The sequence below is a fragment of the Arenibacter sp. S6351L genome, assembly GCF_023016025.1.
GTDB classification, from domain to species: domain Bacteria; phylum Bacteroidota; class Bacteroidia; order Flavobacteriales; family Flavobacteriaceae; genus Arenibacter; species Arenibacter algicola_B.
This window is the reverse complement of sequence record NZ_JALKBB010000021.1, coordinates 22,305-39,974: the sequence shown is the minus strand read 5'-3', so window position 1 is coordinate 39,974 and position 17,670 is coordinate 22,305. Positions and strand designations below refer to the sequence as shown.

Below are 17,670 nucleotides of genomic sequence, written 5' to 3'. Positions count from 1 at the left end.
TAATCCATTAACTGAACGGTTAGTATTGAATTCGCAAAAGTAAATGTCCGCAGAAATCAAATCAAATAGCAAAACCATTGATAAAGGTGTCATGATCAATGCCTATCCAGATAGCATTGGAACTAATCTGAACGACCTGATTACGATGTTAAAAATGCCAGAGTTCAAAGATGTGTTCTCTTTGTTCTATGTATTGCCTACTTTTTTTAACAGTGATTTGGATAGAGGGTTTTCCATTATAGATTATGATTTAAATCAGGAATTGGTTTCCGAAGATGATCTAAAGGCATTGGATAAGCTAAATATAAAGCTGAAGTTTGATATTGTTCTAAACCATTTATCGGTAGCCTCTCCTCAGTTCAAAGATTTATTGAAACATGGGGATGACTCAAAATTCAAGGACTTTTTTATAAACTGGAACGAGTTTTGGAAAGGCAATGGCCACATGGATGGGAATGGGGTGATAATCCCAAAGGAAGAGTTTCTCAATAAACTTTTTATGAGGAAATCCGGATTGCCCATTTTAAAAGTGCTTTTCCCCGATGGAACGGAAAGGCCCTATTGGAATACCTTTTATCAGCATGTTGATTATGGGGTAATTACTCCAGACCATTTGGTAAGTTTAAAAGGGTTATCAAGAGGTCAGGGTTCATCAATCTGTGACAAGGTAAATAGGGCTATCGAAATAGGTGAAGATTTTAGCAACCTGGATTTTGGCGACTGCAACCAATTCAAAAGTGAAATCCTGCAAATCGTAAATCGAAATCGCTCCTATTTGGGGCAAATGGATGTCAACGCCAAATCTCCCTTGGTTTGGGATTTTTATGAGGAAACCTTGGAAAAAGTAAAGGGTTTTGGCTGTAAAATTCTAAGGTTGGATGCTTTCGCCTATCTGCATAAGGAGGTGGGGCAATCCAACTTTTTCAATAAGCCGGGTACTTGGGAGTATCTGGATCGCATAAAGCAAATAGCGCAAAAGAACGATTTAATGTTGCTGCCGGAGATTCATGCAGAATACGGACTTCATCTACATGATGAGGTGGCCGCAGAAGGCTATTATATCTACGATTTTTTCCTGCCGGGACTCACCATTCACACCCTGGAGAATGGTACCAACAAGGCACTGTTGGTTTGGGCCAAAGAAATAATAGGGAAAGGCTACAAAACCGTAAACATGTTGGGATGCCATGACGGGATACCTGTTTTGGATCTAAGGGGCAAGGAGGTAAATGGTGTTTATAGCAAAGGTTTGTTGTTGGATAAGGAGATTGAGGATATCATGAACAAGATTATGGAAAGGGGAGGAAGAGTTAAAAATTTGTATGATCCATCAGGGAAAAAGATTTCCTATTATCAGGTAAACGCTACCTTTTTTAGTGCCTTGGGGGAAAATGAACAGAAGCTGTTATTGGCAAGAGCTATACAGCTGTTTATGCCAGGGATTCCACAGGTGTGGTATTTGGATATTTTTGCCGGAAAAAACGATTATGAGGCCGCTGATAAAGGAGGTAGTGGGGGGCATAAGGAAATTAACAGAACAACTTTGTCTTTGCAGGACGTTGAAAATGGACTAAAAAAAGATGTTGTGATCGGTCAATTGGCAATGATGAAGTTGAGAAATACCTTAGAGGCATTTAAGGGTAAGGTAACAATTAATGATTCCCCGGACAGTGAATTGGACATACTGTGGACCAATGGGAAGGAGTACGCGCAGTTAATGGCCAATCTTAAAACCCTTACCTTTACTGTAAAATATACGCTAGATGGTATTACCAAAAAAATGGTATTCTAAACCTGGCAAGTCTTAAAAATTATAAAGCCCTGAAAGCACCTAAAATCCCTGAAAACGAAGAGGAAAGAATAAAGGATTTGAAATCCTATTCTATCCTGGACACCCTTCCGGAGTCCGATTATGACAATATAACCAAGATTGCTGCAGAAATATGCGGAACTCCAATTTCGCTTATTAGTCTTATTGATGATAAGCGGCAGTGGTTTAAATCCCATTACGGTTTGGATGCCTCCGAAACCCCTAAGGAGTATGCCTTTTGTGGCCATGCCATTAATACTCCAAACGATGTGTTTATAGTACAGGACGCCAGAAAGGATGAGCGTTTTCATGATAATCCATTGGTTACAGGTGACCCACATGTTATTTTCTATGCGGGCGTGCCATTGGTAAGTGCGGCCGGACTTCCGTTGGGAACCCTGTGCGTCATAGACAATAAGCCCAATTTATTAAGTCAAAGTCAAATAGGTTCTTTGTCCGCCCTTTCCAACCAGGTGATAAATTTACTGGAACTCCGAAAAAACAAGCAGCAATTGGAAAGGACCATTATGGAACTGGAGGAAAAAAATGAGGACCTGGAACGCTTTGCCCAAGTTGCCGCCCATGACCTTAAAACGCCCTTGATAAATATCTCCAGTTTGGCACAACTTTTCCGGGAACAATATAAGGGCATTCTGGATGCTGATGGTTTGGAAATGTTGGAAATGATCATTGGCTCCTCCGGTAATCTTATAGGGTTAATTGATGGTCTGCTACAATACAGTAAGTCCGAAAGTCTATTACGCGAGGGAAAATCCAATATAGACCTACAAAGGTTGAAAACCGATTTAGAGGGACTTTTTAATTATGATCACCAATTAAAACTAGTTTTAAAATCGGACTTGACACATATAAAAGTGCATAAAACGGCCTTACATCAAATACTTATTAATTTGATTACCAATGCCATTAAATACCATGATAAGGAAATAGTTGAAATTGAATTGGGGATATCGGAATCTGATACCCATTTCCTCTTTTACGTAAAGGACAACGGACCTGGTATTGCAAAAATTCATCAGGATAAAATATTTAATATTTTCGAAAAATTGGCCGCAAAGGATAAATTTGGGGTTCGTGGAAATGGAATAGGCCTGGCAACGGTCAAAAAAATTGTGGAAAAATTAGGGGGAGCTATAAGTGTGGAATCAGCGTTGGGAGAGGGGGCGAAATTTATTTTTTCCCTTGAAAAATAAGTAAAACGATTACCCTTAAAAATTTTAGATTTTACAGATTGATATTCTACTTTGTGAGTTGGGATAATTATAGTTTTGATGCTATCACATTTGATACTTCAATGGCTTTTTTCATGTTGCCCTGGTCGTCGTTGGATACTTTTACGTGAACATGGAACATATACCCTTGGGAAAGGAAGGACAATTGTGACATTCTTGAATCCCAAACGGCCATATCGCCTAAATTGGGAATTTCTTGAGGTTGTTTATACACCTTGGTAGACCTTTTGTACATGTCTTCTGTACACCCTTTTACCATGACAATTAAGACTTCACTTGGCATTGTCAATTTAAGTTCTTGATCGGCAATTTTCCTAACACTAAACACCTGCCCATCTTCCCACTTATAAATACAGGTAGGATACGTCAGAACCTTATCCTCCGTTTCAATGGGGAAGTCTGCTGTAACGAACATGGTTTTTATATCCTCCAAGGAAATAAGTTCGCATGGGGAATCAATGGAGGAGGGTGTTTCTGCTTTTTTATCCTTATCGGCTACGGCGACTTGATTGGTATTGGATTTGTTTTCTTTATTGTTACAGGCCAAAACAAACAATAATGTAATGGCCATTAGGATATTGATTTTAGTATTTTTCATGCTATAGTGATTAGAAAATTTAATATTGTACGGCAGATCTAAAGAAATAAGTGGCATCATTTGGTACGGAAGCAATAGTGGTGTGCTTATGCTTTTTATATCTGGATCTGTCCTCTTCCGGTGCATTTGGAAATTCGTAGGTACCTATGACTTCAGTTTTTACCATATTCCAACCAGGATTAAAATCCAGGTTATAAACAACATTGGTTTCCACCATTATTGGAGTTCCGGTATTGCTTAAATCCCCGCTCCAATTTTCATTGGCCTTTATGGCGCAGGCTTCATCTACATATACCCAAGACAGGATATATCCCTCATCCCCAAAATAGAGATCGCCTGGGGTTAATAGGTTTAGGGTTACTTTTGCAGAATTACCAATCGTTAAGATCCCGATCTGTTGCCCGTCTTGGTACACCAATAAATAAGGGTTGAGCTTAAAGCCAGCTTTTTCATTACTGTATTGATAGGAATCCGGATTATGGATATCAAAAAAATTATTGCTGTTTTTAAAGTGGTTCAAGGGTTGTAACACAGGAATTTTGTCTGTAGGATTCAATTCAATACTCCCATCTACCTTAATAGCCCCAACTTTCACATAATTTATTTTATCATTTCTGGAGTCATATGCATAGTTGAAGACAAGATCTGCAGCTCCCTTGTTCCAATTTTTCAATTTCTTATCCTTATCACTGGCCAAGGTATTTTTCCAATATTTATCTTCACTTTTTGCGGCAGTAGGGATGGGGCTTGTTTTGGTATTGGCTTTCTTGTCCAGTTCCACTTGTTTCTGCTGCTGATCTGCCTGCTTTTGTACGTCTTCAAGGTTAAGGCTCTCCATGATGCTATCGCGCATTTTCAATGCCTTATCTATCATTTTCTGTTGCTCAGGTGTTTGGGCGAAAGACTGGAACCCTATAAACAAAAGGAATATTGGCAAAATATGATATAGTGTTTTCATAGGTTCCCTTTCTTAAAAATATTTTCCGATCCACTTGGTTGTTGGCGGAACTGTTTGTGTTGAAGTAACTTTTATTTTACTAGGCTTCATTATGTTGTCAAAAGCACCTTCTTCGTACATACTGGGAACAGCATGCTCAAGTACACTTTCAATGTTATATTCAATAAAATTAAATCCGGCTTTTAACTGCAGATCGTAGGTGTAAGAGGTTTCAATAGTGTCCTTTTCTGTATTGGATACTGTGGAAGTGCATTCTCCTTGATAATTAAAATCCGATTCTATATAAACCAGTTCAAAATAGGATCCGGTTACGGCGTTATTGGAATAGGTATCTTCCAGCCAAGGGATCAACGCTTCATCTGCAACCAAAAAGATCAGACCCGCATACGGATTATCCTTTGAGCTTAATGAAATGTACCCAGCATTGACGGCTTTACCATTTTTATCTTCTGATAGAATGTCATAACTATTATCACATTTGGAAAATAGGGTAAAGGCCGTGTCCGACATAAAATTCGCTTTTGTTTCATCAGAAATAGAATTTAGATCTTTTGGAAATTTAAAATTCAATTCACCAGAATCGGAAATAGTTCCTATGGTAAGCGGGTTGTCCATGCCGAAGGAAAACAACACCAGATCCATAGCTTTCAAAGGATAATCCTCCACTGTGGGATTGGTTTGGGCCATGCCAGCTTGAAAGGCACAGGCAACTAAAAATAAAACTGATTTTTTCATAATAAATGTGTTTTACCGGTTAGAAAAATAATCTATGAATTCCACTATTAGGGAAGGGCGATAAAAGGACACAGCTCCCAATAAAAAAAGTAGGAACAGTAGTAGTAAGGCACCCATTACGCCATCTTTTCTTCCTGGTTCCAAGGTGGATATCCTGGGGTTTGACGGATTGTAGAAAACATTTACTTGTTTTCCAAGAGTATATTTGGCCATTAATCCTGAAGCTTTCTTTTGTGAAAATTTCTTGAAGGAATTGGCAAAAAAATGGCTCTTTTCCTGAATAGGTGGCGCCATTGAGTTCATAGGTATATAGAAAATCGATTATTTTGGATAGGGGGAAATCGAGTCCCTTCGTAACCACTCCATTAACTTTCGGCCATTGGAGGGATTGTTTTGCCCACCACCAACGGCGAAGGGCCAAAAATAAAAATGGCAGAAGTACCAATTGCAGAACAAGGCCTGCTATTTGAAACTGATTAAGGGATTCAAAGTATTCCATAACTTTAGGTATTATTCATTTTAATTTTTAAAACCATCCAAATTATCAATGCCCATGGCTTTCCAAAGTCCATCGGTGTCCATCCCCTTGCCTTCCAGGGTTACATAAAATCTATTGGCGTAAAGAAACCTAAGGTCGGATTGAAAATCTGCTTTTGTATCTGCATCCCGATCGGTACCAAAGGTTAAAATTCCGTTGCGCTCTACTTTGGAATATCTTATGGTATTGTTGCTTTCTGAAGTTATCTTGTTCAGGTGCAACATTTTTAAGGGTATTATGGCACCAACGGCCTTCTGCCCAGCGGCATCCAAAATTTCCATTCTAATAGTATCATCTCCAAAGCTGCCGGATACAAGTTGCGTATCGGTAATTTCAGGTTCAATTTTGTTCTGTTCTGATGGATCTAAACTTAGATTGCTCAGTTTTTTCGGGAATGCCTCTATTAGTTGGGCATTGGTAAGAGGTGTTTTGGTGCCTAAATCTTTGCGTAGATCATCATATTTTTTATTGATATCGTCATTCTTTCCAATAACTTCATTTATTGCCCCATCCAAAATCTTGGATGCTGATGGGTCTGAGGTTTTTGGGGTTTCTTTACATGAAGCCAAAAGCAAGATGATTGGTATTAGTTTTAGTATATTTTTCATTTTTATATGATTTTAAGATTTATTTTATTCGTTCTGCAATAATTAGTCGTGCCATGGCAATGGTTTTTTGTAATTCAGATTAGCATCAAATTACATCCAATACAATATTTTTAACAACTATACATAACAACTACTCTTCTAGATTATAGAATTCTGCTAATTGGTTGTAGTTGTTTACATCTATACCGTTTTTTTCTAGGGAAGCAAGGATTTCGTTATTACTATTTTTAGAAGTAGCTGTATTATTTCCAGCAATGATTACCAATTTAATATCTAAAACAAATGTAATGACACTAGAGTTTATTATAATCTCATTCTGCGTTATGGCACCAATACTTATTTGAACATCATCTTCAGAGTAGGGCAATGGATACCATATATTTGGAGTACTGGAAGCACGAACATATACTAGTACGGCTCCGTAGTCTAAAATTTCTTGGGTAATAGCATTAACACTTAATGAATTAGAACCAATATTAAGGGAAGTATTTTCTAGTAACACCGTAGTAACATTGGCATTACCGTCAATACCATTTTCGCCATTTTGCCCATCAGCTCCTGATGGTCCTACAGCCCCATCTTCTCCACTACATGAAATTAATAATATGATTACTAGTATTGGAAAGGCATAAATTAATGTATTCTTGAAGTTTTTCATGATTTTTATTTTGGTTCGATTTAATTAATTGAATTAATCTAATTGTTTAAGGTTTTCAAAGTCGATATAGGACCAAAGGTCAATAGCTTTATCTGGACCCTCCAAGCTTACCCTGAACCTGTTGTTGTAGATAAAAGAAATTTGGTTCCTACTGATTTTAGGCTGTAAAAAGGCAATGGTCTCGTAACCGTCTCGTTCCAAATAAATGTATTCGGTTTCTACAGGTCCTTGTAGTCTAAGTTTATAGCTATTGAAAAAGTTTTTTACTATGGCCTTGGACCCGGCACCATCTTCAATGGAAAAGTTGTACTGATTGTCTGCGGGGCCATAGCCCCCGGTAGCCATTTGCCCGCCCCCTGGGTAGGCATATTGATTTGCCATTTTGTGGCCATTTATCATTTTTGGCAAATAGGGTAGAAGTTGCTCGCTACTTAATGGTGTGGTGCTCTTTAAGGCTTTCCAAACATCGTTGTTGCTAGGTTCTTGTTCTTTTATATTCTCTTTAGCCTTGGCCATTTCTACTACAGAAGTAGCGGGTTGACCTAAATCGTCCTTGTTTTCTGCTTTTGGGCCATCTTTACAGGCGCCTAAAAATAGCGCGATCAATAAATAAATTACATTGGTTTTCATGGGCATAGTTGATTATTGTATTAATTTGAAATGTTCTTCCAATACTTTATTGGGTCTTTTGTCCCTGTATATGTATGTTGCCTTAATATATGCCGAGGGGTCGGCATTGTTTTGGCCATAAGGAATGGTATATGATATTTCGAAAGTTCTATTGGCTATACCGTCGTTGTTGTAAACGGTCATTTTAAATGTAGAACGGCCATTACCACTCTCAATGCTTTTAGGTACTTCGTTCCAATGTAACCAAGGCTTGGTGTTTTCTCCTATTTTGGCGAATAGGGTAGTGTTGTCCGTATTGATCTCGATTTTAGGAAAACTCCCGTTAGCGTCAAGGTTGGAAAAATTCATTTGCCCGTTCATGTTCCTTGAAAAAAGTAAGACCGCCAATAGTAGTATAAATTGCATTTGCATGATTTTGTATTTATTGGTTCTTAATATTTCTTTTTGCACTTTCATTTAGTCAGCAGACCTTTCGGCTCTGGGGTGAATACGGGTGTCAGTACTGCCTGTTGTATATTATTTTTTTAGGTATCAATTATTGAAATGAAGGCATTGAGAATATTTGTGCATTGGGGATTGTTATCTCTTGTTCTTCATAATAATAGCGTATGCTGGAAGGTAGCTCCACCAACGATTCCAATCTTTTTTTGTCGTCAAATGTTATGGTAACCCGCCCGTCGGCAATGAACACTGTTTTTTCAGAACCAATACCGCCACTTATTTTTTTAGCCCTTGGTTCATTTTCCAATTTGGCAATGGTAATGTCACCAGCGAATGCCGCTATTTTATGCATTACGGATCCTTTGGTAGGTTCCAAGGCCAGAAAATCCATATTCATTGGTACAACATTGGCAATCATAGCGGCCATTTGGCCCATCTTGGTTTTTATCCAGCCCTGTCCTGGGACATTCATGTAAATAAATCCTTCCTCGTCCGAATAAAGGGTAGCGTTTTCTGCAGGGTGGGTCATTTTAAGGGTGTAGTTATCTGCATCAAAAAACATATTGATGGTCCCGTCCGGCCCCTTCATGACAATTCGCATATCCGAACTACCCGTTGATACATTGATCATTTGATAGCCGTAATTTTCCTCGCTAAAATGAAAAAGGGCTTCCAGTTTTACCGAACTATTTTTTTTAAGGTCTTTCTTTAGATTTACGCCTTTAAAGGTGACCAAGGTTGTTTTTTCATTTTTGCCCCCCTTTACTTCTATATCATCGTTAGGGTCGGTATCGGGAACAAAGGGAATATGGTCCAATACTGCATTGCCATCTACTTTTAACGAGAACGTCATGCCTTTGTCTTCCATTTCTTGTACGGTGTATCCCAAAAATTCCATAGTAAAACTGGCCTCTTCGGGTTCATCGTCTTCCAGAATACCTTCAAAAGGATACACAGTGCCTTCTTGTAGCTCTTTTTTTGTTTTTTCATCTATAAAACTGATAGGTTCTATAATGTGCATGGCATTGCCATGAGTGGCCATTTTTAAGAAATTATACATTTGTTCGGTATCGCCACCCGCTTTCATATATTTAAAAAATGGAATATTATTTTTTAGGGAATCTGGCATGTTCTTAAATGCTGTTGGTGCAGATTCACCATATTGAAGCATTCTATCGTACAAATTGTGAAAGGCCTTATAGGCGTCTAGAGGATGAGTAATATTTTGCCAATAGAAGAGTTGTCCATTTTGCAAAATATTATTAAAAGTGGTTTGCAGGTCGCCCTGTTGGCCTAATTCACAAGCGCTAAATACAAATACCTTATTCTTAACTTTAGAATATGCGTCTGAAAAAAACTTGGGTATAAAATATAATTCGCCGTACTCCAATGAAATACCCCTAACGTTTTTGCTCTTGATTAAATTAATTAATTCTTGTCGATCTTTTTTTTCATATTTAATCCCTGATGCAATGTATGTACGACAATTACTGGAAGGCTTAGTATCTTCTTCTTCCAATTTACAAGTTTTACGGGCATGTGAGCTAAAATGCACCACGTCATAATCGTTAAAGGATAAGTAATCTTCAAACGAAATATGCTGATCATTTTCTGTTTTATTGGCCTTATAGCTAACCCTACCTTTATAATTACGATATTCGGGCAACTTATTAATTGGAATTAAAGGATCATCAGCTACCCCAAATTGCCATGCATAAGGTGCCAATACAATAGCTTTTTTATTTTGCCTATTTTCCCCCCGTTGTGCGCCTACTACATTGGCGGAGTTTTCGTCGGCATTGGTATTGTTCAGAGCCATGATTGGTGGTGTTGCCATACTTGCAGTACCTCCTTTTGTTAGGGGTGAAAATTCCTTGAGCTTATGCAACATTATGGGGCCATTTTTAAGCCTAAAACTTAACAATTCGTCGCCTACACCTATTTCTTGTAGTTCTGGGATTTGCCTAAGTTCCTTTACCAGTTCCTCTATTGGTTTTAGTTGAATGGTATCTAGAATGGCAAAGCCTTTTAGGATTACAGAATCCGGCATTTTGGAGAAATCTTCCAAAACTTCATTAATTGCGCTGGCCTTATCTTTTTTGCTTTCATTGCATGAAAACAAAACCAGCAATAAAGGAAATAGGTATAGGAGGCGCATAGCTTCTGGATTTTCAGTTATAATTAACCATATTTGGTAATAATGAGGATACTCTATGACCTTTTATGGACACTACTTTTTTGGTTAAGGGAATATTCATTTTTTTCTGTTCAGGTGTAAAATCGTAGATTAAAACGCCTGAGAAATCATAACCAGGTGTTGCGTTGACTAGATAGGAATACGAAATTTTAATTTGCCCTGATTTACCCTCACTATCTTTAAAACGACCTTCAAATTCTTTACGATTACTATCTGTTACTTTACCTGTGATGTCTCCATTCGTAAATTTGTTGTTTACCTGAAAGCGGTATTTTCCTAGTACATTGGCAATATTTTTTTGATTAATCTTTAGTTTGCCCAATACATCTGTTTCCCATGTTCCGGTCCAAGGTTTAATTGGGGCAGGTTTATCTTTGTTTGCAAAATCTTTTAAGACCTGTTCTCTTTTGTCTAATTCATCTTTTGCCGCTTGTTCTTCAATTATATTTCCATACAAAGAACTAGGTCTTGTCCCGTTCCAATTATCAGGTTGCCAGTCATCTTTACCTTCAGGCTTATATTCGCCTTCAAATGATTTTTTCCCGGCATGCATAATGAATGTAAATAGCCCCATTTTTCCCATCCCCGTTCTGTCAAAACTATTTACAGTCCTTGTATAGGTGCCGGTTAAATTGCCATTCTCATATTTGCCGTCCAGTTTTCCATTCGGAAAAGTCCCCGTATAAATATCTCCCGACTTTGTAATATTCAACTCTCCTAAAGAGTTTCCTAAAAGTGTTGTGTTCCATTTTCCGGTCCAATCATTGCTTTGGGCTTGTGTAGAAAATGATAATAGGAATAGAATTCCCACTACTGTAAAGGGCATTATTGATTTTTTCATGATATGCATTTATATATTCTTGAACCATTCTATAAATTTCACCCCTAAGAAGGGTACAGGACTTTCTTTGCCATTAAAGGCGTTGATTAATCCCATGATCCACATATAGAGGAGAACAAAAATGCCAAGGATATTTATGATCCATCCCAATATGGGAATCATTCCTATGGCTCCTAAGGCAAGACCCGTACAGGCCAAGCCCAGGGATTGTTTAATATGGTAAGAAGCAAAGGCATCCTTTTTGTCATTGTTCATTACAAAGGCTATAATAAGGCCAATGATGGTGATATAGGATATAATGGCAATGTTCTTGCCTTCGCTTGCCACTACTGTTTTGTTATCTGTTGTTTCCATCTTCTTAGTTTTTAGAATTATTCGTCACAAGCAGTGTTGTTGATCTCTGCTTTCAAGTCACTTATGTCCGCTTTGTAACCTGACAGGTTAGCGGTGGGGACACAGTTTAATATTCCCTCAAGGGCTTTTACGTAGCTCAAACCTTCCGTTTTCAGTTTATTACAATTGGAAACGCTTGGGTCATTGCTATAGGCTATAGAGGCGTTGGAATACGCTTCGGCCTGGGAAAGGTATTTTTCCGACCAATTGGTACAGCCCGCAGGTCCAATACCATCATCTTTACTGCAACCAACAAAACCTATTAGTACTACTAAGCTGCTGGCGATGAACATTATTCTAACTTGACTTTTCATTGTTTTTTTCATGATTTTTTGGATTGGATTATTTTAATTGATTTTTATAAACTCTACTCTTCTATTATTGGCCCTGCCTTTTTCTGTGGTATTGTCATCTACAGCTTCTGTTTCACCCTTGCCTATAAATTGCAATCGGGCTTCACCTATTTCAAACTCTTCAATTAGAATTTGCTTTACAGCTGCAGCTCTACTTTCGGATAGTGTCTGGTTGTAATTTTCTTCCCCTTGATTATCAGTATGTCCTATTATTTGTAGGTTGATATCCTTGTTATCGCGAAGCATATTGGCGATGTCCAAGAGTATTCCGTAAGACTCCTTCTTTACTGTGGATGCGGCAGTATCAAAATAGATTCCTGTAGTGCTGAATTTTCCATTTTTGAGTAATAGGGATCGCAAGTCTTCTGTAGACTCAGCAATTTTGAAGTTGGTAATGCCTACAAAATGGCCTTTTTCTGGTAATACGTCCATTGCCTGGACTATAAAATATTTACCAATATTGGCCTGTATTAAATTGGGGGAATCCACCATTTTTTCCTCGTTCACCCACATGCGTAGCCTTTTTTTGTTCACGGCAATGGAAATATGGACCGTATTGTTTAGATATTCAGGTATTTCCCTGTCAATTTCGTTTCCAATTTTTACGTCCACTTCACCCCCAAAATTAGATACACTTCTTACATTAAAACCATTTGGGGAGAGAAGGATTTCTATCTCTGCCAAAGTGCCCCCGGCACCCATGGAATAGGCCTTTTTGGTTAAGAACGCAAAGTGTATTTTACTAATAGGCTTTCCGGAACCGTATCCATTATTGGATAAATCAAATTCTATGGTATAGTTTTCAGGCAGTTTGTCCTCCATGCTGGGCATGTATCCCGACCTTCTAATAAGGGAGAGCCATTTGCTTTCGGAAACATTGGTATTAACAACTTCTCCAGAGCCTCCCGTTTCCCAATTTGCAGGAAAATCTCCCAAGGCGTCAGGGGCAAAATCATCATAGAACAAAAGCTTATTGCCTGGTATAAAGGTGAAATTACTATACACCCCAAATTCATTTTGTTTTGTTACATTGGTATTGGATTCTGATTTTTTTTGTGTTTGTCCATCATCGCCTTCAACAGAGGCATCGGTATCATTTTGTGTCTTCTGGGACTTGGACTTCTTTTTCTGCTTTGTACCTTTATTACCATCTAAAATGGTGTCCATAGCTTTTTCAGTTTCACGCGTAACTTTTTGTTCAGATTTTCTAAGAACAGCTTCTTCTGCTGCATTTTCTGCCCGTTGCCCTAATTTTTTAAGGAATTGGCCATGGCAATTGTGGGTGCCAATGCAAAAAAGGAATAGAAAAATGGATAAGCTGGCACCTAAGTTTATTATTTTCATATCATACTATATATTAGAAGATTAAAATTTGATCTATTATTCGTTGAATCAAATTTCTAGTATGAATATGTAGAAATGCATATCAAATGTAACATAAGATGATACAGATGTAACTCTTTTTGAGGTTACAATCCTTCGGATTTAGGATGTAGGAGTTTTTCCGAAGGTTTTTCTATAGCATTTTATAAAATATGACGGACTATTGAATCCGGTGGCATAAGCAACTTCAGCTACGGTTAATCCTGGTTTTTCAAGAAGTTTTTGTGCTTGCTTTAATCTTTCCAGACGTATAAATGCGGTAGTGTGGTGTCCGGTTAGGGCAATTAATTTTCTATGCAACTGCATTCGGCTCATTCCGAGAAGTTGGCTGAATTTTTCGACGGAAAAATCAGTATCCTGTATATAATTATTAAGGATATCTTCAACCTTTAATAGGAATTTCTCATCGGTTGAGGTAAAGGCAATATCCTTGGGCTTAAAAACATTCTCTTTGTTGTAATGTGCCCTAAGTTTTTTTCTAGTTGTTAAAATGTTTTCTATTCTTATTTGAAAGGTCTTTGGGTTAAATGGCTTTATCATATATTCTTCTACACCACTTTGCAAGCCTGCAATTTCGTTATCCGGATCGGTTTTTCCGGTTAGCATTATGATCGGGATATGGGAAGTCTTCTCATCGTTCTTTAATTGGTTGCAAAGTTCTATCCCATTTAATTTGGGCATCATAAGATCTGTGATTATAAGATCCGGAATCTTTTTAAGGGCTATTTGTACCCCTTCCCTACCATCTTTGGAGGTAATGATCTTGTATTTGTCCTCCAACAGGGAAGACATAAAATTTAACAGGGATACATTGTCTTCTACCAATAATATTAGAGGCTGGACTTCACTGGATTTTTTGGTGATGGTTCCTGGATCATTTGTTCGGGTAACTACTTCTTCAGGAATTTCATCAACATCATTGATTGGATGGACGGGAATTTCTAAATTGAAGAATATTTTTTTATGATCATTGGAGTATGAAGCGTTGACGGTTCCTTTAAGGTGTTCCACCAATTCCTTGACCAAGGAAAGTCCAATTCCTGTCCCTTCATTGGTATGAGTGGCCTGAAAGAATCTTTCAAATAGTTTATTGGTATCTTTTTCAATAATATTATCTATATCGTTGGATATGTTTATTATTAAATGATCGGTTTGCGCTACCTCGGCCTTAAAGTCTATATTGCCCCCCTCTGCAGTATACTTAATGGCATTGCTCAAAAGATTACCAACAATCTTTTCCATAATATCAGGGTCAAATAGGGTCATGGACATAGGACCCACCTTGTGCGAAAAAACTAGATTGTGGTTTTTAGCTAGATATTCAAAGGGTTCCAGTAGGGACAGGAGAAAGCCTCCCAAATGGATTTTTTCTGGATTCAGCTTTAGGGAACCGGTATCCAATTTATTCAATTCCATCATTTGATTCACTAAATCCAGAAGCCTTTTGGTATTTTTATCTACCAACATCAGGTCCTTTTTTAAATCGGGCTTTAGATCGTTTTCCAGCTGTTTTTTAATGGGCCCTTTAATTAAGGTCAAAGGTGTTCTGAACTCATGGGAAATATTGGAGTATAATTTTGCTTTGAATTCATTTAATTCCTTTAATCTAATGGTTTCTTGACGTTCAAATTTTAATTGCATTTGCATATTCCACCTCCATTTAAAATATCGGTATATTAAATAGATAGTAATAAAAAATAGCAATAGGTAAATTAGAATTGCACTATTGGTCAAGTACCAGGGTTTATTAATTATAAAGCTATAGGAATCCTCCTTATTGTTCCAGACCCCATCGTAATTACTGGATATAACCTTAAAAGTGTAGTTGCCCGGGGGTAAATTGGTATATCTTGCGTTATTCTCGTTACCGGACAAGGTCCAATCGGCATCGTAACCCTCAAGTTTAAATTGATATTGATTTTTAATGGGAAGGGAGTATTGTAAACTGGCAAATGAAAAAGCAACGGTGTTTTCCTTAGATTTGAGCTTTGCATTGGGAATTAGGGGTTTTGGAGTGTTAAAAACTTCAAACTTGGTGATTACCGTTTTTGGAAGTACGGTACTTATTTCAATGTCCGAAGGGTTAAACCAATAATAACCTTCCAACCCTCCAAAATACAAGTTGCCATTTCTCGCCTTAAAATAGGCCCCGGTATTAAATTCTGTGGCAAGTCCGTCATAATTGGTGTAATTGACAATTTTTGGGGTTGAATCCAGTTTTTCCGGTACGTAAAATTTGGTGATGCCCCTATTGGAACTTAACCATAAATTATTTTGTTCATCTGGCAAAGCGGCATAAACCACATCATTGGCCAGCCCTTCTTTTACGGTGTAGTTATAGAATTGCTCATTTACAATATCAAAGGCACACAGGCCATTGCCGTTGGTGCCGATCCATAAGATTCCCTTATTGTCGTAGTACAGGGATTTTATCTGGTTACTGGCCAATGAATTTGCTTTTCCGGGCTCATGTCTATACACTTTAATTTCATTGGTTTTAAGGTTTATCTTGCAAATACCATCGTCCTGGGTACCTACCCATATAAACTGACCGGCTTCCTGGGCAATTGCCCTGATATTGTTGGAAGGAAGTCCGTTGGCGGAATCGTTTTTGTTAAACGTTCTTAGGATACCCTTGTTTTTATTTACCTTAAAAAGTCCACTCTCCCTGGTACCTATCCATTTATCGTTATCGGTGTCATTCTGTATGCACCAAACGGTAACATTTTCAAGATTTTTGAGCTTTGGATATTCAATTATATTCTCCTTTACATCCATAATATGTAGTCCGCCCTCTTGGGTGCCAATCCATAGATCTCCATCATTATCGCTGAGCAAGCTCATAATTCTATTGGATCTAAGCCCTTTTTTATTATCGGTCTGGTAGTTGTGCCATATATTTTTTTTGGGCGAGAACCTGGACAGGCCTTTGCCACTTGTTCCAATCCAAACATTATTTTGCGCATCCAAGGTTATGGATCGTACTACATCAATATTTATATTCTCCGGTGTTTGAAAGTTGATTACGGAGTTGAATTTTTCCAAGAGGGGGTCATAATAATTTAGCCCTGCACCATCGGTTCCAAACCAAATAGTACCTGTATAGTCCTCGTAAATACTTAGGATATCTTTGTACTGAATGGTTTTAGGATTGTGTTTTTCAGGTAAATATTGGTTTAATTGACTTTGTGCAATTTCAATTTTAAAAAGTCCATCGCCATAGGTGCCAATCCACAACTGATTTTTAGTGTCCAGTAACATGCTGAGCACATAAATGGAATTAAGGCTATTTTTTAAATCTTCAATAAAAATATCCGGGCGCTTAAACAAGCTGGCCTTAGATTCCCTGTACCAAACACCTTCCCCAAATGTTCCTACCCATTGATTGTTTTCATGGTCAAAAAGAATAAAGCTATAATTGGAAATGGAATTTTTATTGCTATCGGGATAATGATAACGTATATTTTCTGGCTGTTGAGGGTCTATTTCTATTATATATTTTTCGCAACTAAGCCAGAGATTACCGGAACGGTCTTGGGTGATGGCGTTTATGCCACTTACTTTATCCGGGCCAATTATATGTTCTATTTTTTTGGTTTGGAATGATAGTTTGTAAAGTCCAGTGGAATAACTCCCGAACCAAATGTTTTTTTGTTGGTCTTCAAAGACGGTACTGGCATCTTCAATTCCGTTAAGGGGTTCAAAAGAGTTGTTGTCCTTATTTAATTTGTGTGGTATTTGCGATATGGGAATAATCCATAATTCATCTTTGCTATCAACAAAAACCTTTCCCAATTTACTATATGTTGGGTTGGTAATATCCTTGAAGTACTGCTTGTACTTTTCAAAACTTCTGCCGTCATATTTGTTTAAACCGTCTTGGGTTGCAATCCATAAAAATCCTGTACGGTCTTGGGTTATTGAAATTGCCGAATTTTGAGACAATCCATCTTTTACGGATAATGGACGAAAGGTGACCTGTTTTTGGGATTGAACAGAAAAACAAGAAATAAGTAAGACGTAGTTTACAAAAACTCGTATGTAATTTGGAATCATATGATGATTACGTTATTTCTAGGGATAATTTTTATGTCCAATCGTAATGAAGGTATTAACTTATGAATAATATTTATTAAAATCTACACATGGCATTAAAATATGTAATTGCATTAATAACTATTTTAGGAAAATGATAATGTCCAAGTAACCTATGGGTTGGTATTAATAAGTGATAGAATTAAATCAGGGACATTTAATTATTAGGGATATCTATC

16 protein-coding genes are annotated in these 17,670 nt (G+C 37.6%); 2 read left to right on the top strand and 14 right to left on the bottom strand.

All coding sequences use genetic code 11. From position 1 onward, the window contains the following. Nucleotides 1–43 precede the first annotated feature (43 nt). On the top strand, nt 44–1,792 hold the full coding sequence (locus MWU82_RS16280; RefSeq protein ID WP_247097191.1) for a glycosidase: 1,749 nt from the start codon (nt 44–46) through the stop codon (nt 1,790–1,792). 77 nt (nt 1,793–1,869) lie between these two features. After that, nucleotides 1,870–3,024, top strand: coding sequence for an ATP-binding protein (locus MWU82_RS16275; RefSeq protein WP_247097190.1), 1,155 nt, complete (start codon nt 1,870–1,872; stop codon nt 3,022–3,024). Nucleotides 3,025–3,091: 67 nt separating this feature from the next. Here the strand turns inward: MWU82_RS16275 and MWU82_RS16270 are convergent, their stop codons facing one another. From MWU82_RS16270 to MWU82_RS16205, 14 genes are all read right to left on the bottom strand, one after another. Continuing rightward, nucleotides 3,092–3,661, bottom strand: coding sequence for a hypothetical protein (locus MWU82_RS16270; RefSeq protein WP_247097189.1), 570 nt, complete (start codon nt 3,659–3,661; stop codon nt 3,092–3,094). A 19-nt stretch (nt 3,662–3,680) separates the two neighbouring features. Next, nucleotides 3,681–4,619, bottom strand: coding sequence for a hypothetical protein (locus MWU82_RS16265; protein WP_247097188.1), 939 nt, complete (start codon nt 4,617–4,619; stop codon nt 3,681–3,683). Nucleotides 4,620–4,631: 12 nt separating this feature from the next. Further along, nucleotides 4,632–5,354 (bottom strand): hypothetical protein, encoded by a 723-nt coding sequence (locus tag MWU82_RS16260; protein WP_247097187.1) that lies wholly within the window; start codon nt 5,352–5,354, stop codon nt 4,632–4,634. Nucleotides 5,355–5,366: 12 nt separating this feature from the next. Beyond that, nucleotides 5,367–5,657, bottom strand: coding sequence for a DUF3592 domain-containing protein (locus MWU82_RS16255; RefSeq protein WP_247097186.1), 291 nt, complete (start codon nt 5,655–5,657; stop codon nt 5,367–5,369). Between the two features lie 216 nt (nt 5,658–5,873). Further along, nucleotides 5,874–6,500, bottom strand: coding sequence for a hypothetical protein (locus MWU82_RS16250; protein WP_247097185.1), 627 nt, complete (start codon nt 6,498–6,500; stop codon nt 5,874–5,876). A gap of 130 nt (nt 6,501–6,630) precedes the next feature. Beyond that, nucleotides 6,631–7,158: a hypothetical protein gene (locus MWU82_RS16245; RefSeq protein WP_247097184.1), complete on the bottom strand. Its 528-nt coding sequence runs from the start codon at nt 7,156–7,158 to the stop codon at nt 6,631–6,633. A gap of 33 nt (nt 7,159–7,191) precedes the next feature. Then, entirely contained in the window at nt 7,192–7,788 is a 597-nt protein-coding gene (locus MWU82_RS16240; protein WP_247097183.1) for a hypothetical protein, read from the bottom strand. Between the two features lie 12 nt (nt 7,789–7,800). Next, nucleotides 7,801–8,193 carry a hypothetical protein gene (locus MWU82_RS16235; RefSeq protein WP_146613500.1) on the bottom strand — a complete coding sequence of 131 codons (393 nt, stop codon included), beginning with the start codon at nt 8,191–8,193 and terminating at the stop codon, nt 7,801–7,803. Nucleotides 8,194–8,323: 130 nt separating this feature from the next. Then, entirely contained in the window at nt 8,324–10,387 is a 2,064-nt protein-coding gene (locus MWU82_RS16230) for a hypothetical protein (RefSeq protein ID WP_247097182.1), read from the bottom strand. Between the two features lie 13 nt (nt 10,388–10,400). After that, a complete protein-coding gene (locus MWU82_RS16225; protein ID WP_247097181.1) occupies nt 10,401–11,267 on the bottom strand; it encodes a hypothetical protein in 867 nt (288 codons plus the stop codon). 9 nt (nt 11,268–11,276) lie between these two features. Further along, entirely contained in the window at nt 11,277–11,621 is a 345-nt protein-coding gene (locus MWU82_RS16220; RefSeq protein WP_215946728.1) for a hypothetical protein, read from the bottom strand. A gap of 17 nt (nt 11,622–11,638) precedes the next feature. Continuing rightward, entirely contained in the window at nt 11,639–11,986 is a 348-nt protein-coding gene (locus tag MWU82_RS16215; protein ID WP_215946729.1) for a hypothetical protein, read from the bottom strand. Between the two features lie 21 nt (nt 11,987–12,007). Then, the gene (locus MWU82_RS16210; protein WP_215946730.1) at nt 12,008–13,357 is read right to left on the bottom strand and encodes an OmpA family protein; all 1,350 of its coding nucleotides are present in this window, start codon (nt 13,355–13,357) and stop codon (nt 12,008–12,010) included. Between the two features lie 141 nt (nt 13,358–13,498). After that, nucleotides 13,499–17,452: a two-component regulator propeller domain-containing protein gene (locus MWU82_RS16205; protein ID WP_247097180.1), complete on the bottom strand. Its 3,954-nt coding sequence runs from the start codon at nt 17,450–17,452 to the stop codon at nt 13,499–13,501. Nucleotides 17,453–17,670: the final 218 nt, after the last annotated feature.